Annotated in this window: 21 protein-coding genes; 7 read left to right on the top strand and 14 right to left on the bottom strand. The window is 74.2% G+C overall.

Annotated elements, in window-relative coordinates; translation table 11 throughout:
• Positions 1-172: 172 nt before the first annotated feature.
• The 4 genes from IE94_RS0102220 to IE94_RS0102205 all read right to left on the bottom strand — a co-directional run bounded on the left by IE94_RS0102220 (position 173) and on the right by IE94_RS0102205 (position 4,935).
• A complete protein-coding gene (locus IE94_RS0102220) occupies positions 173-1,240 on the bottom strand; it encodes a hypothetical protein (protein ID WP_030145627.1) in 1,068 nt (355 codons plus the stop codon).
• A gap of 41 nt (positions 1,241-1,281) precedes the next feature.
• Complete coding sequence (locus IE94_RS0102215; RefSeq protein WP_030145626.1) at positions 1,282-2,220, bottom strand: N-acetylneuraminate synthase family protein; 939 nt, start codon at positions 2,218-2,220, stop codon at positions 1,282-1,284.
• 13 nt (positions 2,221-2,233) lie between these two features.
• Positions 2,234-3,502 carry an N-acylneuraminate cytidylyltransferase gene (locus tag IE94_RS0102210; RefSeq protein ID WP_030145625.1) on the bottom strand — a complete coding sequence of 423 codons (1,269 nt, stop codon included), beginning with the start codon at positions 3,500-3,502 and terminating at the stop codon, positions 2,234-2,236.
• Between the two features lie 95 nt (positions 3,503-3,597).
• Entirely contained in the window at positions 3,598-4,935 is a 1,338-nt protein-coding gene (locus IE94_RS0102205; RefSeq protein WP_030145624.1) for a DUF6716 putative glycosyltransferase, read from the bottom strand.
• A gap of 198 nt (positions 4,936-5,133) precedes the next feature.
• Here IE94_RS0102205 and IE94_RS0102200 point away from each other — a divergent pair, with 198 nt between their 5' ends.
• The 4 genes from IE94_RS0102200 (at position 5,134) to IE94_RS0102185 (ending at position 9,952) form a co-directional block, all read left to right on the top strand.
• Positions 5,134-6,123 carry a glycosyltransferase family 2 protein gene (locus IE94_RS0102200; RefSeq protein WP_030145623.1) on the top strand — a complete coding sequence of 330 codons (990 nt, stop codon included), beginning with the start codon at positions 5,134-5,136 and terminating at the stop codon, positions 6,121-6,123.
• On the top strand, positions 6,120-7,454 hold the full coding sequence (locus IE94_RS0102195; protein ID WP_030145622.1) for a polysialyltransferase family glycosyltransferase: 1,335 nt from the start codon (positions 6,120-6,122) through the stop codon (positions 7,452-7,454). The genes IE94_RS0102200 and IE94_RS0102195 overlap by 4 nt, the downstream gene beginning before the upstream one ends.
• Before the next feature lie 173 nt (positions 7,455-7,627).
• The gene (locus IE94_RS0102190; protein ID WP_030145621.1) at positions 7,628-8,593 is read left to right on the top strand and encodes a glycosyltransferase family 2 protein; all 966 of its coding nucleotides are present in this window, start codon (positions 7,628-7,630) and stop codon (positions 8,591-8,593) included.
• A gap of 3 nt (positions 8,594-8,596) precedes the next feature.
• Complete coding sequence (locus IE94_RS0102185) at positions 8,597-9,952, top strand: polysialyltransferase family glycosyltransferase (RefSeq protein WP_030145620.1); 1,356 nt, start codon at positions 8,597-8,599, stop codon at positions 9,950-9,952.
• Between the two features lie 151 nt (positions 9,953-10,103).
• On the opposite strand, the gene IE94_RS0102180 is transcribed toward IE94_RS0102185, so the two are convergent.
• Positions 10,104-11,195, bottom strand: a complete 1,092-nt coding sequence (locus IE94_RS0102180; protein ID WP_030145619.1) for an acyltransferase — start codon at positions 11,193-11,195, stop codon at positions 10,104-10,106.
• A 577-nt stretch (positions 11,196-11,772) separates the two neighbouring features.
• Between IE94_RS0102180 and IE94_RS0102175 the strand changes: the two genes are divergently transcribed.
• Positions 11,773-12,771 (top strand): class I SAM-dependent methyltransferase, encoded by a 999-nt coding sequence (locus IE94_RS0102175; RefSeq protein ID WP_030145618.1) that lies wholly within the window; start codon positions 11,773-11,775, stop codon positions 12,769-12,771.
• Here IE94_RS0102175 and IE94_RS0102170 read toward each other — a convergent pair.
• Positions 12,756-13,406, bottom strand: coding sequence for a TetR/AcrR family transcriptional regulator (locus IE94_RS0102170; RefSeq protein ID WP_030145617.1), 651 nt, complete (start codon positions 13,404-13,406; stop codon positions 12,756-12,758). The two genes, IE94_RS0102175 and IE94_RS0102170, sit on opposite strands and share 16 nt — an antisense overlap.
• Before the next feature lie 96 nt (positions 13,407-13,502).
• On the opposite strand from IE94_RS0102170, the gene IE94_RS0102165 reads away from it, so the two are divergent.
• Positions 13,503-14,909, top strand: a complete 1,407-nt coding sequence (locus IE94_RS0102165) for an FAD-dependent oxidoreductase (RefSeq protein WP_030145616.1) — start codon at positions 13,503-13,505, stop codon at positions 14,907-14,909.
• Positions 14,910-15,052: 143 nt separating this feature from the next.
• Here IE94_RS0102165 and IE94_RS0102155 read toward each other — a convergent pair whose 3' ends face one another.
• On the bottom strand, positions 15,053-16,633 hold the full coding sequence (locus tag IE94_RS0102155) for an acyl-CoA mutase large subunit family protein (RefSeq protein ID WP_030145615.1): 1,581 nt from the start codon (positions 16,631-16,633) through the stop codon (positions 15,053-15,055).
• A gap of 267 nt (positions 16,634-16,900) precedes the next feature.
• Here IE94_RS0102155 and IE94_RS0102150 point away from each other — a divergent pair, with 267 nt between their 5' ends.
• Entirely contained in the window at positions 16,901-17,731 is an 831-nt protein-coding gene (locus tag IE94_RS0102150; protein ID WP_030145614.1) for a L,D-transpeptidase family protein, read from the top strand.
• Between the two features lie 228 nt (positions 17,732-17,959).
• Here IE94_RS0102150 and IE94_RS0102145 read toward each other — a convergent pair whose 3' ends face one another.
• From IE94_RS0102145 to IE94_RS0102115, 7 genes are all read right to left on the bottom strand, one after another.
• Positions 17,960-19,156, bottom strand: coding sequence for a hypothetical protein (locus IE94_RS0102145; protein WP_051777166.1), 1,197 nt, complete (start codon positions 19,154-19,156; stop codon positions 17,960-17,962).
• On the bottom strand, positions 19,156-19,818 hold the full coding sequence (locus tag IE94_RS0102140) for an RNA polymerase sigma factor (RefSeq protein ID WP_030145612.1): 663 nt from the start codon (positions 19,816-19,818) through the stop codon (positions 19,156-19,158). The genes IE94_RS0102145 and IE94_RS0102140 overlap by 1 nt, the downstream gene beginning before the upstream one ends.
• A 371-nt stretch (positions 19,819-20,189) precedes the next feature.
• Complete coding sequence (locus tag IE94_RS35130; protein ID WP_078606389.1) at positions 20,190-21,011, bottom strand: hypothetical protein; 822 nt, start codon at positions 21,009-21,011, stop codon at positions 20,190-20,192.
• 50 nt (positions 21,012-21,061) lie between these two features.
• Positions 21,062-21,679 (bottom strand): RNA polymerase sigma factor, encoded by a 618-nt coding sequence (locus tag IE94_RS0102130; protein ID WP_030145610.1) that lies wholly within the window; start codon positions 21,677-21,679, stop codon positions 21,062-21,064.
• A gap of 137 nt (positions 21,680-21,816) precedes the next feature.
• A complete protein-coding gene (locus IE94_RS0102125; protein WP_030145609.1) occupies positions 21,817-22,239 on the bottom strand; it encodes a hypothetical protein in 423 nt (140 codons plus the stop codon).
• Between the two features lie 163 nt (positions 22,240-22,402).
• The gene (locus tag IE94_RS0102120) at positions 22,403-22,972 is read right to left on the bottom strand and encodes a hypothetical protein (protein WP_030145608.1); all 570 of its coding nucleotides are present in this window, start codon (positions 22,970-22,972) and stop codon (positions 22,403-22,405) included.
• Between the two features lie 87 nt (positions 22,973-23,059).
• Positions 23,060-23,617, bottom strand: a complete 558-nt coding sequence (locus IE94_RS0102115) for a hypothetical protein (protein WP_030145607.1) — start codon at positions 23,615-23,617, stop codon at positions 23,060-23,062.
• Between the last annotated feature and the right edge of the window lie 122 nt (positions 23,618-23,739).

The following is a 23,739-nucleotide window of genomic DNA, read 5'->3' as shown; positions in this document are numbered from 1 at the left end:
CGGGTGTGGGTACGCTCGCCCGTTTCCGGCCTCGGCACCCGGCTCCGTCCTTCCTGTGTACTTGCTCCCCTCACGCATACCACGCCACGGCCGAGCCACGCCGGAGTCGTCCGTATGCCGGGCCGGGCCGGCCGCCCGGGGCCGCCTCCGCCCCGCGACCGCCCGCACCCGCCTATCCCGCGCTCACCACCGCCGGCAGCCGGTGCACGTCCCGGGCCGAGCCGGTGACCCCGCTCAGGAATCCGCGGGCCCGCGGTGAGGCCGACTCGGTGAGCCAGGCGGGGTCGATGTCGCAGACGGCGACCCGGACCTCGGTGCCGGCGAGGGCCAGCGGGAGGGTGTGGACGACGGTGGAGGGGAAGCTGAGGATCGTGCGGCCGATCGGGCCGCGGCGGGCGATCAGCTCCAGCGGGAGGTCGGGGCGGACGATCTGCAGGCCCGTCTCCACGGCCAGCCGGTGCAGCTTCTCGGCGCTCTCGCGGCGGTGGGCGAAGTAGCGGGCGGCCCCGTGGGTCTTCGCCAGGGCGCGTACGGCCGCCACGTAGCGGTCGGCGTCGACGACGCCGGTCTCCACCAGCGAGGTGCCGACCATGTCGGCGCCCTTGGTGATGCGGGGCGGTCCGAAGCGGGACCTGGTCCAGGCGAAGTCGTTCGCGGCGACGCCGACGCCTTCGGGGACGTCCTCGATGGGCATGGAGGAGAAGACCGAGACCTGCCGGCCGGGGGTCGGGGTGAGGCGTCGGCGAGCCGACCGGGAGACCGGGGCGAAGAGCAGGTCGCGGGGGCCGGGGCGGCTGCCCTTGCGGTGCCAGCGCACCAGGCGCTCGCCGTGGGCCAGCTGGGTGACGAACTCCATCGTGGCGGTGCCGTCGTCCACGACGACCAGGTCGTGGGCGCGGGTGATGGTCAGGAGCAGTTGCACGTAGCGGGAGAACGGGTCGCCCATGACGACCCGATCCGCCTGGCGCAGCGCGCCGGTCAGGCCGCCGACCGTGCGGAAGGGCGCGGTGGCACCGCCGCGCGCCTCCTCCCAGCGGATCTCGTGGCCCTCCTTGCGGGCCAGTTCCGCCATGCGGCGCAGCTGGCCGCGGGTCATCGGGTCGACGGGCGAGAGGACCACGAGGGTGAGCTCCGCGCCGGGGGCGCGGGTGTGCGCCCACTCCAGCACGTTCAGCAGTTGTACCGGGCTCTCGACGAAGGCGAGAGTGCGGGGGCCGGCGTTCCCGGCGCGGGGGCTCATCGGTGGGTCCGTCCCGTGGTGAGTGACTCGGTGGCCGGTGGTCAGACGGTGACGGGCTCGCCGGCGGCGGCGGCGATCTCCGCCTCGGCGACGACGCCGGTGACGCGGCGCAGCTTCTTCATCGGGCCCAGCTCGGAGTCGTAGACCTTCTTGACGCCGTCGCCGAGGGAGGCCTCGATGGTGCGGATGTCGCGCACCAGGCGGGTCAGGCCCTGGGGCTCGACGGAGGCGGCCTGGTCGGAGCCCCACATGGCGCGGTCGAGGGTGATGTGGCGCTCGACGAAGGTGGCGCCGAGGGCGACGGCGGCCAGCGTGGTCTGCAGGCCGGTCTCGTGGCCGGAGTAGCCGATCGGGACGTTCGGGAACTCCTGCTGGAGGGTGTTGATGACGCGGAGGTTCAGCTCCTCGGCCTGCGCCGGGTAGGTGGAGGTGGCGTGGCACATGAGGATGTTGTCGCTGCCCAGGACCTCGACCGCGTGGCGGATCTGCTTCGGGGTCGACATGCCGGTGGACAGGATGATCGTGCGGCCGGTGGCGCGCAGGGCGCGCAGCAGCTCGTCGTCGGTGAGGGAGGCGGAGGCGACCTTGTGGGCGGGGACGTCGAACTTCTCCAGGAAGGCGACGGCCTCGGTGTCCCACGGGGAGGCGAACCAGTCGATGTTCTTGCTCTTGCAGTACTCGTCGATCTGGCGGTACTCGTCCTCGCCGAACTCCACGCGGTGGCGGTAGTCGATGTACGTCATCCGGCCCCAGGGGGTGTCCCGCTCGATGTCCCACTGGTCGCGCGGGGTGCAGATCTCCGGGGTGCGCTTCTGGAACTTGACGGCGTCGCAGCCGGCCTCGGCGGCGGCGTCGATCAGCTTGAAGGCGTTCTCCAGCTCACCGTTGTGGTTGATGCCGATCTCGCCGGTGATGTAGACGGGGCGGCCGGGGCCGGCCTCGCGGGTGCCGAAGGTGCGGATGCGGGAGTTGGTGCTCATGGCAGGGGGTTCCTTACTTGGACTGGGTGAGCGTGGGGGTTTCGAGCGGGTCGGGGGTGTTCAGCGAGGGGCCCAGGAGCCAGGTCGCGATCTCCCGTACGGCGCCCTCGCCGCCGGGGACGGTGGTGACCGCGCGGGCCGCGCCGCGTACGACGTCGTGGGCGCCGGCGACCGCCACGGGCCAGCCGACGAGGGCGAAGCACGGGAGGTCGTTGACGTCGTTGCCGACGTAGAGCACGCGTTCGGGCGCGATGCCCTGTTCCTCGCACCACTGCTTGAGGGCGAGGTCCTTGCGGTCGATGCCGTGCAGCACGGGCAGTCGGAGCTTGCGGGCGCGGGCGGCGACGACCGGGTTCACCTCCGTGGACAGGATCAGCATCGTCAGGCCGCTGCGGCGCAGGGCGGCGATCCCGAGTCCGTCGCCGCGGTGGACGGAGACGAACTCCCGTCCGTCGGAGTCGATCAGCACCCGGTCGTCGGTCTGGGTGCCGTCGAAGTCGAGGACGACCGCGTCGATGTCGGCGGCGGTCGGCAGGGCGCCCGGCCGGGCCGCGTCGAAGTGCGGCGCGAGGGCGCGGGCGCGGGCCAGGTCGTGCGGGTCGTCGATCTCCAGGACGCGGGCCGGGTCGGTGCGGACCAGTTCGGTGCGGCCGAAGAAGCGGTGCTGGTGCCGGCGGAAGCCGGGGGCGGCCATGGCGTAGGCGGCGCCGGTCTCCAGCAGGTCCTGGGGGCGGTCCTGGCGGCGGGGGCGGTACGCCTTGTCGTGGTTGACGCCGTGGCCGCCGTCGGCCCCGCCCGTCTCGTCGGTGCCGTCCCGCCAGACGAAGCCGTGGAAGGGGGCGACGGTGACGGCCGTGTCCGCGCCGTCCTCGACGACCGCGCCGGCCACCCCGTCGACGTCCTCGCGGACCAGGAAGGGGCTGGTGCACTGGACGAGCAGGACCACGTCGACGGCGGCGCCGTGCAGGGCCTCGTGGGTGTCCATGGCGTGCAGCACGGCGGCCTCGGAGGTGGCCGTGTCCCCGGCGATGGCCGCGGGCCGCAGCACGACCTCGGCGCCGGCCTCGCGGGCCGCGGCGGCGATGGCCTGGTCGTCGGTGGAGACCACGACGTCCGTCACGAGGCGGGCGGCCCGGCACTCGCGCACCGCGCGGACCACCAGCGGGACGCCGCCGACGGGGGCGAGGTTCTTCGCGGGCACTCCCTTGGAGCCGCCGCGGGCGGGGATCACGGCGAGCACCCGGCGCACCGAAGCGCCCTGGCCGGCTTGCGGGTGGGACATGGGATCTGCTCCTTGCGCAGGTGTCGCGGGTGCCGCGGGCGGGGGCGCGACCGCGGGGGGCTCGGGTGTCGGGTCCGGCCCGGGTGCCGGGGCGGTCACAGCTCCCCCATCCGCCGGATCACCGGGGCGACCCGCTGGACGCCGTGCCGGTAGGCGCCGCGGGCCGCGCGGCGCACGACCTGCCGCACCGGGCCGGGCGCCCGGTCGGCGGCCGGCGCTCCGGGCAGCGGGGTGCCGTCGGGGGCGAGGTGGTGGCGGGCGAGGATGCCGGGAAGGTAGCCGGGCGCGGTGACGAGGTTGTAGTAGGGGGCGAGCGGCGGCAGGCCGCCGGGCCGGGCCAGCAGGGCGGCGATGCGCTCCCGGGCCTCGTCGAAGGCGGTCTCGTAGCCGCCGTCCGCCGCCACGCCCTGCCGGGCGACCCACTCGGGGTCGGGGGCGGGGCGGTGCCCGGCGTCGAGCTGGTCCCAGGAGGCGAGGCAGCCGGAGCCCACGAAGTGGTGGTTGCCGAGCGCCTCGCGCACCCCTAGGTCGCTGAGGACGACGGTGGGGATCCGGCGGTGCAGGGATTCGAGGGCGGCCGTGGAGCTGACGGTGACCAGCAGGTCGGTGCGGTCCAGGACCTCGCCCATGTGCCCGTAGACCAGGCGGAAGTTGGGCGGCGGATCGGCCCGCTGCACCAGCTTCTGGTAGGGCAGCTCCTCGATGTGCGTGGTGTGTTCGCCGGGCTTGGAGCGCAGCTTGAGCAGCACCTCGCGCTCGGGATGGAGGCGGGCGTGCCGGATCAGCCGTTCGAGGAGGTAGGTACGGTCCCTGCGGCTGTCCGGCACCGAGGGCTGCGCGGCGAAGACCACCGTGCGGGGGCCCTCGCCCCCGCCCGGTTCACCGGCGTAGGCGGCCCCGCCGAGGAAGGGCAGGGCGACCTCGGTCACCGCGGCGGCGTCGGCGCCGACGCCCTCGTACACGGCGCGGAAACGGTCCGCGTCCTGGCGGGAGTTGGCGAGCACGAGGTCGGCGCCGTGGCGCAGCAGCAGGCCGTCGGCGAGCTTCTCGTAGACAACGCCGACGTAGCCGGTGACGACAACGGGCCGCTCGGCGACGTCCTGCCAGACGCGGGCGAGCCCGTGCAGCATCGCCTGGACACCGCCGCCGACCAGGGCGAGGACGAGGACGTCGTAGGAGTCCTCGCCCCGCGCGCCGGCCATGGCGCGCAGGAACTCGACGGCGGTCACCTCGCGGAGCGAGTCCGCGCGGACGCCGACCTCCTGGAGCTGGCGGGCGGTGGGGGTGGCTCGGCCGCGCAGGAGGTAGCCGTCGAGGTGGATCTCCGTGTCCCCGGGGCGGACGCGGGTCGCGGTGAGCGCGCCCCATTTCCACCGGGTGTCGGAGTCCGCCAGGACGGCGACTCTGAGGGCCTTCGTTGCACTTGCTGGCACGCCGCAGACGCTAGGAAGCCATTCCTAGGAACCGCCCAACCGGAATCCAACAAATGGTGAACAGCACATCGCCGAATGGGGAATCGGCCCGCCCGGGCCCCGGAAAAGAATCCGCTTCACCGCTTCGCCACGCCGCGTTCACCGGGAGTCAAGAAACCGGTAAAGCCTCATGCCGGACCGTCGCATAACGTCGCTCACGTGCCCAAGCTCTCCGTCATCGTGCCGTTCTACAACGTGCGGCAATACGCCCCAGACACCCTGCGGAGTCTGCGCGCCAACGCGCGGGACGACTTCGAGTTCATTCTCGTCGACGACTGCTCCACCGACGGGACCGCGGACCTCCTCGCGCACGCGGAGCGCGAGCTGCCGGGGGCGGTGCTGGTCATACACGAGCGCAACGGCGGTCTGGCGACGGCCCGCAACACCGGCATCGACCGGGCGCGCGGCGAGTACCTCGCCTTCCTGGACGGCGACGACTGGCTGGCGCCGGGCCACTGCGCGGCCCTGGTGGCGGCGATCGAGAAGCTGGACGTCGACTTCGTGCGCACCGACCACGTGCAGTGCACGGGACGCAACCGCACCCTGCACCGGGTCCCGCACGGCCGCCGCAACACGGCCCTGCGTCCGCGCGACGCGATCCTGCCCGCGCACCGCACCACCTCCGTCGACTACGCCTACGCGTGGGCGGGGGTCTATCACCGCCGGCTGGCCGAGCGCGGCCTGCTGCACTTCACCGACGGGCTGCGCACGGCCGAGGACCGGCCGTGGATCTGGAAGCTGCACCGGGAGGCGGAGTCCTTCGCGGTGACCGGGCTGCTCGGTGTCTTCTACCGGCGCGGGGTGGCGTCCTCGCTCACCCAGATCGGCGATGTGCGCCAACTCGACTTCATCCGCGCCTTCGACGAGGTGCTCGCGGGCGCGGCCGGGGACGCGGACGCCGCGCGGCTGGTGCCGAAGGCGGTCCGCACGTACTGCGCGATCATCTCCCACCACCTCGGTTCCCTCGCGCGGTTCGAGCCCGCCGTGGCCCGGATACTGAAGGAGCGGAGCGCGGCGGCGCTGCGGCGGATGCCGCAGGAGGTGCTCGACGAGGTGCTGGACACGATGGACGCCGAGCGCGCCACGCGGTTGCGCCGGCTGCGCCGCCGCGCCGCCTCGGGCGGGCCGGCCGAGGGGGCGGCGGCATGACCACACAGATCTTCCTGGCGTCGACGCTGTACGGCACGGCCACGCTCGCCGCGGCCCTGGACGCGGGCTGCTTCGACGCGGCCGACCGGCGGATCCTGCTGGTCACCAACAACGCGGCGACGCCCGAGACGACACCCTCCCTGGACGCCGCTCCGGGATTCGAGCGGCTGCGGGACCGGTTCGACGACGTGGTGTCGTGGAACGAGGCGATCTACCCCTTCCACCCCGGCGACTGGTCGCCGCGGGCCGGGGACGTGCCGCTGTGGGAGCGGCACCTGCGGCTGGCCTGGGGGCTCGGCGACGACGAGGTGGCACTGACCGTGGAGTCGGTCCACGTGCAGCCGGCGCTCGGCGTGGCGCAGATCTTCACCGACGCGCCCCTGACCGTCTACGCGGACGGCCTGATGAGCTACGGGCCCACCCGCACCAAGCTGGCCCCGCTGGTCGGCACGCGCGTGGAGCGGCTGCTCCACCTGGACCTGGTGCCGGGGCTGGCGCCGCTGCTGCTGACGGAGTTCGGCGTCGAGCCCGAGGTGGTGCCGTCCCCGGCGTTCACCAAGGTGCTGGCCGAGACCGCGGACACCGGCGCCGGGCTGCCGGACGTGGAGCGGCCCGCGGTGCTGCTGGGCCAGTACCTGTCGGCGCTGGGCATCCTCTCCGCCGAGGAGGAGGAAGACCTGCACGTGCGGATGCTGACCGGCGTCGCCGCGCTCGGGCACACGCGCGTGGTGTTCAAGACGCACCCCACGGCCCCGGCCCGCTTCACCCGGGTCCTGGAGGCTGAGGCCGCGCGGCTGGGGGTCGGCCTCACCGTGGTGGAGACGCCGGTGCTGGCCGAGGTGCTGTTCCAGCGGATGCGTCCGGCGCTGGTCGTGGGCTGCTTCTCCACGGCCCTGCTCACCGCGTCCGCGCTGTACGGCCTGCCGGTCGCCCGGGTCGGCACCGAGACGCTGCTCGACCGGCTGACGCCGTACGAGAACAGCAACCGGGTGCCCGCCACCCTGGTGGACGCGCTGCTGCCGGACCTGTCGGACCCGGCCGCCGTCGCCGGGGGGCGGCGGGACGTGGCCGCCGAGGCGCTCGCCGCCCTGGTGCGGGCCGTCGGGTTCGCGATGCAGCCGAAGGTTTTGCCGGAGCTGCGCCCGGCGGCGGAGGCGTATCTGCGCGCGCGTCTGGACGCCGGCACCTGGCGGTACTTCAAGAAGCGCAGGCTCACCTCCCTGGGCCTGCCGGGCGGCATCCCGGCCCGGCTGGGGTTCCTGCCGCACAACTCCACCGCTCGCCGGGTGGTGCGCCGGGCCCGGTCGATCCGGCGCTCGATCGGGCGGTGACGGGCGGCCGCAGAGAATTCACTTCGGCTGCGAACGGAGTTCGCCTTTTCGAGCCCGTTGGGTCACCTTCGGGTCCGGGCACCTCGCTAGCCTGTTCCAATCTCCTCTCGTCTCTTCCCCGTGTTCCCTGGATCCCCCTTCATCTTCGCCGTCATCGAACGTGAGAGGCCCGCGTGCCGAAACTGTCCGTCGTCGTTCCCATGCACAATGTGGAATCCTTCGCCGAGAGCACTCTGAGAAGTCTCGCCAACAACGCGGACCCGGACTTCGAATTTCTGCTCGTCGACGACTGCTCCACGGATTCCACGTCGTGGCAGATCGAACGCTGGGCGGACCGGCGCACCGACACCCGGGTGATCCGGCACGAGACGAACCGGGGCATCGCCCAGGCACGCAACAGCGGAATCGACGCGGCCCGCGGCGACTTCGTCACCTTCCTCGACGGCGACGACTGGTACGGACCGGGATACCTGGCCGAACTGGTGCGCTGGGTCGAGGAGTTGGGCTGCGACTTCGCGCGCACCGACCATGTGCAGGCCACCGGCACCGAGCGGGTGATCCGGCGGCCCCCGGCCCCCGCACGCAACGTCGTGATGGACCCGCGCGACGGCATCGCGCCGCCGCACATGGAGACGATGGTCGACTACCCCTTCGTCTGGGCCGGGATCTACCGCCGCCACCTCTTCGAGGACGGCGGCATGCGCTTCGCGACCGAACTGCGCACCGCCGAGGACCGGTTGTGGATCTGGCGCCTGCACCTGAAGGCCGCGACGTACGCGTCGGTGGGGCTGCACGGGGTGTTCTACCGGCGGGGCGTGGCCACCTCGCTCACCCAGATAAAGGACTCCCGGCAGCTGGACTTCATCCCGGCCTACGACATGCTGCTGGCGGACCTGCTGGCGGACCCGGAGGCGGAGCGTTTCCTCCCCAAGGCCGTGCGGACCTACTGCGCCATGATCGCCTTCCACCTCGGCAAGGTGGGCGAGTACGAGACCTCGGCGGCGCAGCGGTTGCGCCGGGAGGCGCGGGACGCGCTGCACCGCATGCCCCAGCACGTGCTGGAGGAGACCCTCCGGACCATCGACAGGACTCGCAGCAGGTTGCTCGGCCGCCTGCGTGACGGGCGGAAGGCTGCCTGATCCATGCCCCACAAGACCCAGATATTCCAGGTCTCCACCCTCTACGGTGCGGCCACCCTCGCCGCGGCGCTCGACGCGGGCCTGTTCGGGCCGCGCGAGGAGGTGCGGCGCGTCCTGTTGGTGTCCAACAACGCGGCGATACCGGAGACCGCCCTGCGCCTGGACGAGATGCACGGGTACGGGCGAATATCCAGCCGGTTCGACTCCGTGATCAGCTGGAACGAGGCGATCCGCCCGCACCACCCCAGCGCCTGGGGCCCCAGGGGCAACGACGTGTCCCTGTGGCAGAAGGCCTTCCGGCTGGCCTGGGGCATCGGCGAGCGGGACCTGATCGAGCTGGCCGTCGAGTCGATCCAGGTCAACCCGGCCCGCGCGCTGGCGGCGATCTTCTCCGAGGCGAGCCTCGACGTGTACGCCGACGGCCTGATGAGCTACGGCCCCACCCGGGAGAAGCTGCCGCTGGCCCTCGCGCGCCGCATCCGCCGCCTGCTCCACCTCGACCTGATCCCGGGTCTGAGGCCGCTGCTGCTCTCGGAGTACGGCGTCGAGCCGGAGATCGTGCCCGACGCGGCGTTCCGCGCGGTGCTCGACGAGATCTCCCGGGAAGCGGCCGACGGCCCCGAACTGGCCCCCGTGGTGGGGGAGAAGCCGACGGCCGTGCTGCTCGGCCAGTACCTGGCGGCGATCAACATCCTGACCGCGCGGGAGGAGGAGGACCTCCACGTGCGCATGCTGACCGGGGCCGCACGGGCCGGGCACCGCTCCGTGGTCTTCAAGCCGCACCCGACGGCGCCCGCCGGCTACACGGCGGCCCTGAGCAAGGCCGCGGCGGACGCGGGCGTGCGGCTCACCGTGCTGGACGCGCCCCTGCTGGCCGAGACCCTGTACGACCACTGCGCCCCGGAACTCGTCGTCGGCTGCTTCTCCACGGCGATGGTGACGGCCTCGGCCTACTACCGGGTGCCCGTCGCCCGGGTCGGGACGGCGCTGGTGATGGAGCGGCTCACGCCGTACCCGAACAGCAACCGCGTCCCCCTGGCCGTCGTGGACCACCTGGTGCCCGACCTGGAGGGCCCCGCCGACCCGGCGCTGGTCGGCGCGGCGCCCGCGTCCCTGTCGCCGCTGGTCCGGGCGATCGGCTTCTGCATGCAGCCCAAGACGTACCCGGAGCTGCGCAGCCCCACGGAGGAGTGGCTGCGCGCCCACCTCTGCGACACCCCCGGCTACTACTTCCCGGAGCTGCGGCTGACCGAGCTGGGCCTGCCCGGCAGCCGCCCGCAGCTGCGCGCGAAGCTCCAGGTGCGGCGGGCCAGGCGCGTGGTGCGCAGGGCGGTACGGCGCGGCACCGGGGGGAAGTGACCGGGCCGGACCGCGCCCGCCCGACCCCCGCCGCACGCCCGATCCCCCGCCGCTCCGGCGGGGGATCGGGTCTGTCCGGCGGGCCGTACCGCAAACGCGGTACGGCCTCAGGCGGACCCGCACGCACCGGACCGCGCTTGCCCGAGTCGGCTCAGCCCAGCCAGCGGCCCAGCCGCAGCCGCGTCCACAGCAACGCGGCGGCGAACGACAGCACGACCGTGACGGCCGTCAGACCGGCGAGTGCGCCCACGGCGCCCGCCCAGCCCGCGTCCGCCGACACCAGCCGAGGGGCGAGCGCCTCCAGGAAGAGCAGGTGGACCAGGTAGGCGCCGAAGGAGGCCCCGGCGAGCCTGCCGAGGAGCGGCCGGAACCGCTCGGGCACCCTGATCCGGACGAGCGCCATCAGCAGGGTCCCGGCGAGCAGCGCCACCACCACGGAGGCGTACGGGCTCGGGAAGTGCACCCGGTGCTCGTAGAGGGCGACCGCAGCCCACGCGCACAGCCCGCCGGCCAGCCACAGCAGTCGTCGGCCCCGTCCCGCGACCGCGGACCCGGGCAGCGACAGCAGGACGGCCCCGGCGACGGCGTACGCGATCTGGTAGACGCCGAACTGCCAGGCGAAGGGGGGCACGCGCACGTCGAAGAGGCGTCCGAGATCGCCCAGGAGGGTCGGGGCGAGAGCCAGGCCGAGCAGCGCGGCGCCCGCGCCCCAGGGCCGTTTGCCGTTCCTGACCAGCACGGCCACCGACAGCAGCAGGATCACCGGGACGTAGGCGTACAGGTACCAGAGGTGGAAGGCGGGCCGTACGGAGGCGAACACCGCGTCCCGGGCGAGCTGGGCGGTGGGTTCGGTGTCGGCGTCCCGGGCCCGGTCCCACAGCAGGTAGCCGGCGGTCCACACGGCGAGCGGCACGAGGATGCGGGTGAGCCGTTTGCGGACCTGCCCGCCGTCGCGGGGCGGGGCCCCGCTGAGGACGACCCAGCCGGCGATCGCGAAGAACAGCGGCACGGCGCAGCGGCTCAGCGCGTCCCCGGTGAGCGCGGTCCAGAAGACGGGCCCGCCCCGGGCGGGGTCGCGGTCGACGGCCTTCATCAGTTCGCCGGCGGCGTGGCAGACGATGACCCCGACCGAGGCCAGGACCCGGACGAGGTCGACGTCGTACCGGTGCTCCCCGCGGGGGCGCGGCGGGTGCGCCCCGTCGGTGCCGGGGGCGGCGGGGCGGACGGGCTCGGTGGCGGTCAGGGGCTCGGCGGCGATGGGTGGTCACTCCCGGGTTGGACGCGCGGGCCCGGCGCTGTGGGCCGGGCCGGGGGGACGAGGTGCCGCGTCGCGCGCGCTCGCAGCCGCGGCGCCGCGCGGCGCACGTCGGTGCAGGCTATGAGAGCACCGTGAGCGCCGGAAGGCGCCGCGGATGAACATCGGCGACATGCGCGTGACCCCCCGGTGAACTCCGGGAGCGTCCGTCGCCCGGCCGTCCGGCGTTCCGCAGAAGTTCGCCCCGTGGTCCCCTCCGGGAGCCGCGCTTCGGGTGCCGGACGTCCCTAGTCTGGCTCTCCGAGGCCCCCGCCCCCCGTGCGGCCGTCTCCGACCGCTCCTACGGCGTGATCGTCGTCGACGGCGACCACTGAAGGACGGCACCCGGTTCACCTTCCTCGGCAGGGCCGCCCACTCGGCCTTCCTGCGGGCTTCCTGATGAGGGCTTCCTGAGCGTGCTGCGCAGGGTGCCGCCCCGGACACATTGGGCGATACGTGCGATTTTCTGACCGTCGGATCGCGTGTGCCGACTCCCTTTCCGGCGTCGAGGATGCATCCTCGCCTCATGGCCACTGCGCACCTCACGCACGAGTACCCCGGTGAGCTGAACGACGTCCCCGGCTGGTTCTGGCCGCTCGACCATGTGCTGTTCTCCTGGTTCCTGGAGCGGCAGGAGCGGCTGGACACCCGCGGCGACCTGCTGGAACTGGGCGCCTACCTGGGCAAGAGCGCGATCCTGCTCGGGCACCGGCTGCGGGACGGCGAGACGCTCACCGTCTGCGACCTCTTCGGGGCCGAGCCCCCGGACGCGGCCAACCGGGCCGAGGCGGCGAAGTCGTACGCCTCGCTCACCCGCCAGGCCTTCGAACGGAACTACCTGGCCTTCCACGACACCCTGCCGACCATCGTCCAGGCGCCCAGCTCCGCGGTCGTCGACGAGGTGGCGCCGGGCAGCTGCCGCTTCGTCCACATCGACGCCTCGCACCTGTACGAGCACGTCGAGGGCGACATCGGCGCGGCCAGGGAGCTGCTGGGGCCCGACGGCATCGTCGTCCTGGACGACTTCCGCAGCGAGCACACCCCGGGCGTCGCCGTCGCGGCCTGGGAGGCCGTGCTCAACCGCGGGCTGCGCCCGGTCTGCCTGAGCAGCCAGAAGCTGTACGGCACCTGGGGCGACCCGGAGCCCGTGCGAGAGGAGCTGCTGGCGGCGCTGCGCGGGCGCGACGACATCGCCGTGACCGTGGAGCGGGCCGCCGGGCACCGGCTGGTGCGGACCCGCGCCCGGGGCAAGGGGCTGCGGCCGCCCTCGCTGCCCGCCTCGCGCCACCCGGCGCCGGTCCCGTCGATCGGGGCGGGTCGGCCGGAGGCCGCGCCGGTGCCCGGACCCGCCCCGCAGGCGCGTCCGGCGGCGCGGGCGACCCGGCCGTCGACCGGGCGGGACCGCGCCCGGCGCCTCGCCCTGGACCTGCTGCCGCCCCTGGTCACGAGGGCGGTGCGCCGGTACCGCGCGGCACAGCGGGCGAAGGCGGGCGGGGCGGCCGGGGCGGTTCAGTCGAGGCCGTAGGTGGCCGCGACGCCCGCGATCACCAGGGCCAGCGACTCCTCGTAGTGCCGGTCGTAGTCCGTGAAGATCTCCGCGCCCGCCGCGGCCGTCAAGGGGTAGTCGGCCAGCAGGCGGGCGCGTTCCTCCACGTCGAAGCCCTCCCGGCGCTCGCCGGGCAGGGGCTCGGTGCCCTGTTCCTCGGTGACGAAGCCGAGCGTGAACTGGTAGGTCGTCGTGGTGGCCCGCACCGCCTGCGCGAGGGTGAACCCGGCGGCGGTGAACAGCCGCAGGGTCCCCTCCATCTGCTCCGCGTGCACCGCGCCGGTGAAGCGTGAACCGCTGAACACCTTGGCGCCGTCCCGGTAGGCGAGCAGCGAGACGCGCAGGCCGCGGTTGGCCTTGAGCAGCCGCCGGCGCCAGGTGTCGGCCGGGTCGAGGGGGGTCCCGTCGACCATCCGCCGGTACATCTCGGTGGCCATCTCGTCGAGCAGGGCCTGCTTGTCCTTGAAGTGCCAGTAGAGAGCGGGCGCCTTGACGTCCAGCTCCCTGGCGATGCCGCGCAGGGTCAGGCCGTCCAGACCGACCTCGTTCAGCAGCTTCAGCGCCGTGTCCGCGACCCGTCGGCGGTCGAGGGGGGCGCGTCGTTCCGTACTCACACTTGACAGCTTAACGGCGTTAAGCCCATCCTCGGACCCGAACGGGACTTAACAACGTTAAGGAGAGTTGCCGTGAATGTCGTGGATGCGCACGTCCTGGACACGGGCGTTCTGATCGTCGGCGCGGGCCCCACCGGTCTCACCCTCGGTGTCGACCTGGCCCGGCGCGGGGTGGACGCGCTGGTCCTGGAGGGCGCCGGGGAGCTGTTCCCGGGCTCACGGGGCAAGGGCTTCCAGCCGCGCACCATGGAGGTCTTCGACGACCTGGGCATCGTCGACGCCCTCCACGCGGCGGGCGGCCCCTACCCCGTCGGCATGGTCTGGCGGAACGGCGAGCGGGTCGGCGAGCACCACATGTTCGACCCGGCCGGGCCCAGCGAGGACTCGCCGTACAACAGGGCGTGGATGGTGCCGCAGTGGCGCACGCAGGAGATCCTGGCCGCGCGGCTCGCGGAACTGGGCGGCGGGATCGCCTTCCGTCACGAGGTCGCCGGTGTCACGCAGGACGAGGACGGCGTCACCGCGCACCTCTCCTCGGGCGCCGCGGTGCGCGCCCGCTACCTGGTCGCCGCGGACGGCGGCCGGTCGGCGGTGCGCCGCGCGCTGGGCGTGGGCATGACCGGCGAGACCGTCGACCCGAGCCCGACACTGGTGGCGGACGTCCGCGTCCGGGGCCTGGACCGCGACAACTGGCACGTCTTCCCGCCGCGCGACGGCGCCGACCTCCTCGCCGTCTGCCCCCTGGCCGGTACCGAGGACTTCCAGGTGATGGCGCGGTTCCCGGAGGGCGCGGACGTGGTCACCTCCGCGGACGGCGTCCGCAAGGTCGTCGCGGAGCGCTCGCACATCGCCGCCGAGGACGTGACGGAGGTCCGCTGGGTCTCCGACTTCCGGCCGCGGGCGGCCCTGGCCGACCGTTTCCGCGCGGGCCGGGTCTTCCTCGCCGGCGACGCGGCCCACGTGCACTCGCCCGCGGGCGGCCAGGGGCTGAACACCAGCGTCCAGGACGCCTACAACCTGGGCTGGAAGCTCGGCGCGGTCCTGAAGGGCGAGGCCCCGGCCGCGCTCCTGGACAGCTACGAGGAGGAGCGGCGCCCGATCGCCGCGCAGATGCTGGACCTGTCGACCGCCGTCCACCGCGGCGCGGTGCGGCGCGGCGGCGCGACCCGTCAGCTGGGCATCGGGTACCGGGACTCGTCGCTCACGGTGGAGACGCGGGGCGCCGTCGGCGAGGACGCGGTGAGGGCCGGCGACCGGGCGCCCGACGGGACGGTGGACGGCGTACGGCTCTTCGACGCCTTCCGGGGGCCGCACTGGACCCTGCTGGCGCTGGGCGTCGACGCGCCGGGCGGAGGCGCCGCGGTACCGGTGGTGCGCGGGGGCGCGCACGGGGCGTACGGGACGGGGCTGTTCCTGGTACGGCCGGACGGGTACGTGGGCTGGGCCGGAAACACGCCGGAGGGGCTGGGCGGGTACCTGGGCCGGTTCGGGCTGGCGGGCTGAGACCCGGACCGGATCCCGGCCGGGTCAGGCGCCGCCGTCGAGGAGGGTGTCGAGGGCGAGAGCGAGGCCGACGCCCACGGACTCGGGCACGCGGACGTCCTGACCTCGCTCGAAGCGCTGGGGGCGCCCCGGCTCAGCCGCCCTCAGAACGCGTCCGAGGGCACGTACGTCCCCCACACCTCCCGCAGCGCGTTGCACACCTCGCCGACCGTCGCGCGGGCGCGCAGGGCGTCCTTCATGGGGTAGAGGACGTTGTCCTCGCCCTCGGCGGCCTTCTTCAGGGCCGCCAGGGCCGCGTCCACCGCCGTCTGGTCGCGCTCCGCGCGGAGCCTGGCCAGGCGCTCGGCCTGCTGGGCCTCGATGGCGGGGTCGACACGCAGCGGCTCGTAGGGCTCCTCCGCGTCGAGCTGGAAGCGGTTGACGCCGACCACGACCCGCTCGCCGGAGTCGGTCTCCTGGGCGATGCGGTAGGCGGAGCGCTCGATCTCGCTCTTCTGGAAGCCGTGCTCGATGGCGTTGACCGCGCCGCCGAGGTCCTCGACCTTGCCCATCAGCTCCAGGGCCGCCGCCTCGACGTCGTCGGTCATCTTCTCGACGACGTAGGACCCGGCGAAGGGGTCGACGGTCGCCGTCACGTCCGTCTCGTAGGCGAGGACCTGCTGGGTGCGCAGGGCCAGGCGCGCGGACTTGTCGGTCGGCAGCGCGATGGCCTCGTCGAAGGAGTTGGTGTGCAGGGACTGCGTGCCGCCGAGGACCGCGCCCAGGCCCTGCACCGCGACGCGCACCAGGTTCACCTCGGGCTGCTGGGCCGTCAGCTGCACGCCCGCGGTCTGGGTGTGGAAGCGCAGCATCAGCGACTTGGGGTTCTTCGCGCCGAACTCGTCCTTCATCACCCGCGCCCAGATCCGGCGGGCCGCGCGGAACTTGGCGACCTCCTCCAGGATCGTCGTACGGGCCACGAAGAAGAAGGAGAGGCGGGGCGCGAAGTCGTCCACGTCCATGCCCGCCGCGACCGCGGTGCGCACGTACTCGATGCCGTCCGCGAGGGTGAAGGCGATCTCCTGCGCGGGCGAGGCACCCGCCTCGGCCATGTGGTAGCCCGAGATCGAGATGGTGTTCCACTTGGGGATCTCGGCCTTGCAGTACTTGAAGATGTCCGCGATCAGCCGCAGGGACGGTTTGGGCGGGAAGATGTACGTCCCGCGCGCGATGTACTCCTTCAGCACGTCGTTCTGGATCGTGCCGGTGAGCTGGTCGGCGCTCACGCCCTGTTCCTCGGCGACGAGTTGGTACAGCAGGAGCAGCAGCGAGGCCGGGGCGTTGATCGTCATCGACGTGGAGACCTTGTCCAGCGGGATCCCGCCGAACAGCACGCGCATGTCGTCGAGGGAGTCGATGGCGACGCCGACCTTGCCGACCTCGCCGCTGGCGATCGGGGCGTCGGAGTCGTGGCCCATCTGGGTGGGCAGGTCGAAGGCGACCGACAGGCCCATGGTTCCGTTGGCGATCAGCTGCTTGTAGCGGGCGTTGGACTCGGTCGCCGTGCCGAAGCCGGCGTACTGGCGCATCGTCCACGGCCGGCCGGTGTACATCGACGGGTAGACGCCCCGGGTGAACGGGTACGTCCCGGGCTCGCCCAGCTTCTCGGCCGCGTCCCAGTCCGCCAGGGCGTCGGGCCCGTAGACCGGTTCGATGGGCAGCCCGGACTCGGACTCGCGCGTCATGGTGTGATGCCTCCCGCTGAGCACATGTTCGTACCGCTCGAACTACCCGTCATTCACCCGCCGGTACGGACCGGCACTTCGACGGACTGTATCCGCGCGCGTGCACCCGGTGGAGAGGCGCACGCTGGGACCTTCCTCACAACCTCGATGCGGTCCCGGTCACAACGATGCCGTGCCGTTCGCGGCGCGTCATCCGCGGGCACGCTTCAGGGGACGTCGGTGTGCGGGACCGTGAGACGACGGGGGGCCGTGGTGCGCAGGACGGGCATGGGAGGCACGGGACGGGTGGTCGCCGTCGCGCTGGGGGCCGTACTGGTGGCGGGCGGCTGCACCGTGCAGGGCACCGGGCCGGACGGCAGGGGGCACGCGCCGGTGCGCGTAGACGTCACCACCGGGCCCCCGCCGAAGAGCACGCCGCCCGGGGACCGCCGCTCACCCGGTGCGCCGTCGGCCGGGACGAAGCCCGCCAGGGTGCTCTGGAAGCGGGGCGACACCGGCCGGGACGTCCGCGAGCTCCAGGCCAGGCTGCGCCAGGTCGAGTGGCTGGTGGACGGGCCGACCGGCACCTACGACGACCTGACCGAGCGCGCCGTCAGCGGCTTCCAGGGCAAGCGCGGCCTGCCGCGGACCGGCCGGACGGACGCCGTCACCTGGCAACGGCTGCTCGGGATGTCGCACGAGCCGGGCAAGTGGGAGCTGTACCTGATGGGCGGCCAGCCCGCCGCCGCGCCCGACCCACGCTGCACGAGGGGCCGGGTGCTGTGCGTCAGCAAGTCGAGCCGGACGCTGCGCTGGATGATCGACGGACGGACCGTGTCGACGATGTCCGTGCGCTTCGGCTCCCGGTTCACGCCGACCCTGGAGGGTGTCTTCCAGGTCTACTGGAAGTCCCGCCACCACGTCTCGACGCTCTACGACTCGGCCATGCCGTACGCCATGTTCTTCAGCGGCGGCCAGGCCGTGCACTACTCCTACGACTTCGCGGCCCGCGGTTACGCGGGTGCCTCGCACGGCTGCGTGAACGTGCGGGACGAGGCCGCGATCGCGGCTCTGTACGCGCAGGTGAGGAAGGGCGACAAGGTCGTCGTGTACCGGTGAGACAGGGAGCGGGGGCGGGGCGGCGACACCGCCGTGCGGCGAAAGGGCGCGGGCGGGACCGGGGGAACATGTCCCGCCCGCGCCGAGGTGCACGAGCCGCAGGTACGGGGGGAACCCCGGCTCGGTGCGGGAGCCGATGACCAGTCGGCTCACTTCTTACTGCGCGACGGCGGCCGAAAGTGTCACACCCCCCGGCGAGAAAATCCTCGCCGTGCACGAAAGCGCAGGTCAGGTGGCATCCGCGGGGGACGATGCGTGAGGCGGGTAGGCGGGCTGACGGTGCGGCCGGGGCTCTTGGGAGCGGCGGGGGTGAGCGGGGTGGTGGGGAGCGCGGGCGGTCGAGGCCGCGTCGGCGCCGTTGCCGTTGCCGCCGTCGTCACTCCCGTCGCCGTCGTCGCCCTGGTCTCCGTGAGCGCTCTTCTTGCCTCCGTTCCCCTTGCCCCCCTTGCCGTTCTCGTTCCCCTTGTCCCCCTTGTTCCCCTTGTCGCCTTTGTCGCCCTTGTCTTCCTTTTCGCCCTTGCCGCCCGTGCCGCTCTTCCCGCCCTGGCCGTCGCCGTCACCGGTGTCCCCGCGCGGCTCGCCCTCGTGGGTCGGCGCGGCCGAACCGCCGCCGTGGTCGCCGCCCTTGTGACCGCCACCGTCGGCCGGGGCGAGGAGGCTGCCGCAGTACTTCGCGATCCGCGCCACTCCCCCGGCCGCCTCCTTCAGCGCGCGCCGCTGGACGGGGTCGAGCTCCTGACCGGTCCGCACCTTGCGACAGGACGCGGCGAGGTTCGACCGGCGTCCCTCGGAGCCGCCCGTGTCGCGGTCGTCGGCGTCGCGGTCCCGGGCCGCGCCGCCGTCCCGCTCGGTGCCACCACCGCCGGGCGCGCCCGGGGGAGCACTGGGCGACGCCCCGTCCCGCACGCCCTCCAGCGGCGAGGGCGGGGCGGACGGCCGGCCGGGGGAGACCGCGGCCGAGACGGTGGCGGCGGGTTCCGGTTCGGTGCCGTCGAACGGCGTCGGCAGCACTCCGGTTCCGGCCGCCGCCGCCACGCCGCCGATCATGCCGACGGTCAGCGCGGCGGCCAGTCCGAGGCGCAGGGGGCGGCTCCGGCGCGGACGCCGGGCGCCCTCGCCGCGGGTGCCGATGCGGACGAGACCGGTGTCGGAGGGCCGGGGAGCGGCACCGTGCCCGAGGGCGGCCGACGCCTGGGCCGAAGCGTCGGCCCGCTCGGCGCGCACCTTGCGGAAGGCGGCCAACGCGGCGGCCTCGCCCGGGAGTTCCTCGTCGGCCGGTGCCTGCGGGGCGGAGAGCGCGCCCAGGGCCAGGGCAAGCCGTCCGGCCCGGTCGCGGGACGCGGGATCGACACCCTCCGGTGGCTCTCCGCGCAGCAGGAGCTCCGCCGTTTCGCGGTCCAGCCACTTGTCCTGCTCGTCGGCCATCACATGTCCTTCTGCGTCCGCGTACGCGTATGCGTCACACTCGCGGACGTCACCGCACGGCCGCGCGGTTCTCGCTGCGGCGGCAGGGCGTCGAGCCCGCCGCCCGATTCCGGATCGCCGCCGAGCAGTTCGGCCAGGCGCCTCAGACCGCGGTGCGCCGCCGTACGGACGGCGCCGGGCCGCTTGCCCAGGGTCTCGGCGGCGCTCTTGGCGTCGAGGCCCATCACCACGCGCAGGACGACCGCCTCGGCCTGGTCCTGGGGCAGCCGGGCGATGAGGGAGAGCGTGCTGCCGGTGGCCAGTGCCTCCATGGCCTCACCCGCGGTGTCGGACTCGGCGGGCCGGCCCGTCAGCTCGGTCTCGTCGCCGCCGATCACCGGCCGGCGGCCCCGCATGCGGATGTGGTCCAGGGCGCGGTTGCGGGCGATGCGGGCGGCCCAGCCGCGGAAGCGGTCGGCGTCGCCGTCGAAGCGTTCCAGGTCGCGGGCTATCTGCAGCCAGGACTCGGAGGCCACGTCCTCGGCGTCGTGATCGCCGACGAGCGTGCGCACGTATCCCAGCAGCCGTGGGTGCACGGCGCGGTACACGGTCCGGAACGCGGTCTCGTCCCCGTCCTGTGCCGCACGCACCGCGGCGGTCAGCTCCGCGTCGTCCCCCAGCACCGAGAAGCCTTTCTGCGCCTGAGCCGGCGCCGCTCTCGCGGACGTGGTCCTCGCCGTCGTGGTTTCTCGACCGATGGTCGCGGTGGTCTCCCCGCAACACCGTCGCGGGGGCGGGCCCCCCGCCGCACCGGCGCGAATGGCACGTTACGTCTTGAAACCGCCACTCGTCCATGTCCCCCTCGCATTGCCGTACAAGATGCAACTAACCCGTGACGCGGTGAGGTGTGACAGAAAACGCAGTCGCGGCGCTGAAGGGAGTACGGGCCGTCGCGCGGCCCGTGCCGCGCGACGGCCGGGGCCTCTCCTGTGGGGGGTGGCGGCCCCGGCCGTCGCCTCGGCCGCCGCCGTCGCCCCGTACGGGCCAGGCCGCCCTAGCGGTCCCGGCCGGGGACCTGCCCCCGGGCGCTGCCGCCGGCGCCGTTCTCCTGGCCGCCGCCGTCCTGGTTGCCGCTGTCCGGGTCGGCGCTGTTTTCCCCGTCGGCGTTCCCGTCCGTGTTCCTGTCCGTGTTCCCGTCCGTGTGCCCGTCCGTGTTCCCGTCGGCGTTCGACGGCCCTCCTCCCGGCTGTGCGGCGGGCAGGCCGGCGCAGTAGGCCGCGACGTGCTCCGCGCCGCCCGCCGCCGTGACCAGGCGCTGCCAGGCCGGGGCGTCCAGGGCCTCGCCGCGGCCCTCCAGTCGTGCGTAGGCGCGACAGCGGGCCTCGGTGTCCCGGGCGGCGGACGGGTGGTCCGGCGGCACGGAGGCGCCGGGGGGTGTGGTGGCGGGGACCGGGGTGGTGGCGTGCGGGGTGGCGGCCGGCCGGGCCGGGGCGCTGTCGGCGGGGGCGGCCGGAAGGGTGCGCCGGGGGCCGCCGGGGGCCGCGGCGGAGCCGTCCCCGCCCATGGCCGCCGCGTAGGCGACCCCGCCCAGGGTGAGGCTCGCCAGCAGGACGGAGAGGGCGGTCCTCGGTGCGCGCCCCGGGTGCCGCCCCTCGCGTGGCCGCCAGTCGTCCCGCCGCCGGGTGCGCGCGGCCCGGGCCGGTTCCGCCTCCCGTGCGGCCCGGAACGCGACCAGGGCCCGCCGTTCGCCGTCGGCGCCTGCCCGCTCCCCGCGCAGCGCGGCGGCGAGCAGTGCCTCCGTGCGGGGGTCGCCGACGGGGGCGGACCGGGGAGGGCCGGCGCCGCGGCCGTCGCCCTCCCCGTGCCGTGCACCCATGCCCGTCTCCGTTCCCGCCCGGTCCGCGGGGCCGCCGTCCTCGGCGCCCCTCATGTCGACTCCCCCAGCGTCCTGGGACCGTCATCCGTCACACCGTCGGTCCCCAGTCGCCGTGCCAGCCGCTTCAGACCCCGGTACGTCGCCGTGCGCACCGCGCCCGGCCGCTTGCCGAGCACGCGCGCGGCGGAGGGCCCGTCGAGACCGACGACGACCCGCAGCAGGACGGCCTCGGCCTGGTCGCGCGGCAGCGCCGAGACCAGGGCGAGCGCGGTCCGGGTGGAGAGGTTCTCCAGTACCTGGTCGTGGGTGGTGTGCGGGCCGGGCAGGTCCACGACGTCCTGGTCCAGCGCCGTGGGCCGGGGCCGTACCTTCTGGCGGCGCAGGTGGTCCAGGGCCCGGTGCCGGGCGATCGTCGCCGTCCAGCCCCGGAAGCCGGCTCCGTCGCCCTTGAAGCGCCGCAGGTCACGGGCTATCTCCAGCCAGGCGTCCGCCGCGACGTCCTCGGCGTCCTCCCCGACCAGCCCGCGCACGTAGCCGAGCAGTCCCGGCTGCACGAGCCGGTAGGCGACCGCGAAGGCGGCCTCGTCACCGTCCTGGGCCCGCGCGACCGCCGCGCCCAGTTCCCCGTCGTACGCCTGCACGCGGCGGGGTTCCCCTCGCTGGCCCAAGAACCGTCCTCGTCCGTACCGAGTCCTCCGCGCGCTCGGGTGAGCCCGCCCCCAAGGTCATCAGCGTCGGGGCGTACGGAAGTGTCACAGGGAAGGTCACGGGGCCCGCCCGGGTCCCCGGTGGTCGCGGCGGGGCGTCACGGGGCCGCCGTCGCGTCCCGGCACAGCAGGCGCAGCGACCCGTCTCCGGCGAAGCAGCGGCGGGCCTCCTCGATCGGGTCCCACAGGCGGCCGTCCGGCGTGCGGACCCAGTGGTCGCCGCCGGACGCCCACCACTCGCCGCCGGACTGACGCACGATCACCTCCCCGGCGTAGGCACCGAGTCCGCGCAGCATCGGCTCCACGGCGGCGTACGGCGCCTCCTCGCCCCGGATACCGTCGATCACCCGGTCCACGCGCCACAGGCTCTGCGCCGAGTAGTCCAGGCGCAGCCTCGCGCCCTCGCGCATCGTGGCCACCGCGTCCGCCGCCCACCGCACCGGCTTGGCGGCGGCCGACGGCCGGGTCTGCTGCGGGCTCGGCGTCCCGCTCGTCCATCCGCTCGTCAATCCGCTGGTCACAGTCGTCACATGGGCTATAGCGCCGTGGGGCGGGGTGGTGTCACACAGGGGAGCCGGTCGCCCCGCAACCGGCGCAGGACCGCCCCACCTCCCCCACGTCCTCCGCACCGCCGCCGCGCGTTCCCCGCACGACGCTCACAGGGCCCCGCGGCGGACCCCGGGCTCAACCCCGCCCCCGGGCCCGCCGGGAGACCACCGCGCGCAGCACCCGGCGCCCCTCCGTGCACACCTCCAGGGCCGGACGCAGCCCGGCCGCACCGTGCCCGGCGAGCAGCTCCAGGACGCCCACCTGGCGGCGCAGTTCAGCCGCGACGAGCGGGGGCAGCCGCTCCGCACCCCCGTCACGCGGGACCTCGGCGCCCGGAGCCGGGTCCGCCGCCGGGTCGAGCAGCCGGTGGATGCGGAGCGAGGCGACGGAGCAGGCGTCTGCCCACGTGCGCAGCGCCGGTCCCGAGCAGTCGGCCGGGGCGTCCGCGAGCATGCGGCGGGCCAGGACCACGGCCTCGTCCTCACCGGTGGCGTCGGGGCCGGCGAGTCTGTCCCGCAGTTGGGCCAGCCGGTGCTCCCAGTCGCGTCCGGGCTCCTCGCCGGTGGTGTCGGCGAGGGCCGCCCACAGGGGTCTGACGGCCTCGTCGTCGCCGTCCAGCAGCGGAACGCAGCGATCCAGACAAGCCAGCCCGCTCGCGGCGAGTCCGCGTGCGTCGGCCCGCGCGATCAGTTCCACCAGGCTCATCGGGGCCCTCCCACTTCCTGCCGTTCCGCCCCGCTCACCACCACGGAGCCCGCGCTGCCCCTTACTGCGCGCGACGGCCCGGGAGTGTCACAGCGGCACGACGCCCAGCCGGTCGAGGAACCGGAAGAAGAGGGTTTCGGCCACCGGTCCGTCGGCGGCGCCGGCATCGCGGTCCGCCGAGGAACCCGCGTCCCGGTCCGCCGCCGGGTCCTCCGCCAGCACCTCGGTCAGTTCCCCCGCGCTCGCGACGCGCCCCGCCTCCGCCGCCCAGGCGACGGCGCGCTCGGCGGCGTCCCGGGGCTCCAGGAAGTAGTCCTCCAGGGTGAGCCCGTCCCGTTCGGCGCCCAGGTATCCGGCCATGGCGGTGCGCGCCAGGCAGGTCGTCCACGCCCCGCTCCCGGGCGCCGCCGCCTCCAGGACCACGCAGTCGCTGTCCATCACGTACCCGAACAGCGCGGGCGCGCCGGTCTGGGCGGCCAGGTCGTTCATGTTGCCGACGTCCCCGTCGCCGCCCGCGAACTCCCACACCTGCCAACCGTCCGCGGCGGACTCGCGCAGGGTCATGTCCGCGGCGCGGGACAGCGCCTCCAGCTCCGCGAGCGGCCGCTCGGCGCGGCCGACGACGAAGTACCCCCAGTAGCCCATGTCCCGGTTCCCCCCGGCGTGTCGGTTCGGCTCGGCCAAAAGACCACCACAGCCGCCCGCGGGTTCGCAGCAGGATCGGACAATCGGCGCGTCGCGGCCGGGCGGGCCCCGGGGTCCCCCAG

This window comes from Streptomyces violaceorubidus, from assembly GCF_000717995.1.
In the GTDB taxonomy this organism is placed as follows: Bacteria; Actinomycetota; Actinomycetes; order Streptomycetales; family Streptomycetaceae; genus Streptomyces; species Streptomyces violaceorubidus.
The sequence above is the reverse complement of the archived record's forward strand: the minus strand, read 5'-3'. Positions and strand labels throughout refer to the sequence as shown.

Bases quoted from the DNA above. Each gene is read 5' to 3' on its own strand.
- IE94_RS0102185 (WP_030145620.1), top strand. From the start codon at position 8,597: ATGCCCCACAAGACCCAGATATTCCAGGTCTCCACCCTCTACGGTGCG.
- IE94_RS0102120 (WP_030145608.1), bottom strand. From the start codon at position 22,972: ATGAGCCTGGTGGAACTGATCGCGCGGGCCGACGCACGCGGACTCGCC.
- IE94_RS0102215 (WP_030145626.1), bottom strand. From the start codon at position 2,220: ATGAGCACCAACTCCCGCATCCGCACCTTCGGCACCCGCGAGGCCGGC.
- IE94_RS0102195 (WP_030145622.1), top strand. From the start codon at position 6,120: ATGACCACACAGATCTTCCTGGCGTCGACGCTGTACGGCACGGCCACG.
- IE94_RS35130 (WP_078606389.1), bottom strand. From the start codon at position 21,011: ATGGGTGCACGGCACGGGGAGGGCGACGGCCGCGGCGCCGGCCCTCCC.
- IE94_RS0102115 (WP_030145607.1), bottom strand. From the start codon at position 23,617: ATGGGCTACTGGGGGTACTTCGTCGTCGGCCGCGCCGAGCGGCCGCTC.
- IE94_RS0102155 (WP_030145615.1), bottom strand. From the start codon at position 16,633: ATGACGCGCGAGTCCGAGTCCGGGCTGCCCATCGAACCGGTCTACGGG.
- IE94_RS0102150 (WP_030145614.1), top strand. From the start codon at position 16,901: ATGGGAGGCACGGGACGGGTGGTCGCCGTCGCGCTGGGGGCCGTACTG.
- IE94_RS0102145 (WP_051777166.1), bottom strand. From the start codon at position 19,156: ATGGCCGACGAGCAGGACAAGTGGCTGGACCGCGAAACGGCGGAGCTC.
- IE94_RS0102210 (WP_030145625.1), bottom strand. From the start codon at position 3,502: ATGTCCCACCCGCAAGCCGGCCAGGGCGCTTCGGTGCGCCGGGTGCTC.
- IE94_RS0102175 (WP_030145618.1), top strand. From the start codon at position 11,773: ATGGCCACTGCGCACCTCACGCACGAGTACCCCGGTGAGCTGAACGAC.
- IE94_RS0102220 (WP_030145627.1), bottom strand. From the start codon at position 1,240: ATGAGCCCCCGCGCCGGGAACGCCGGCCCCCGCACTCTCGCCTTCGTC.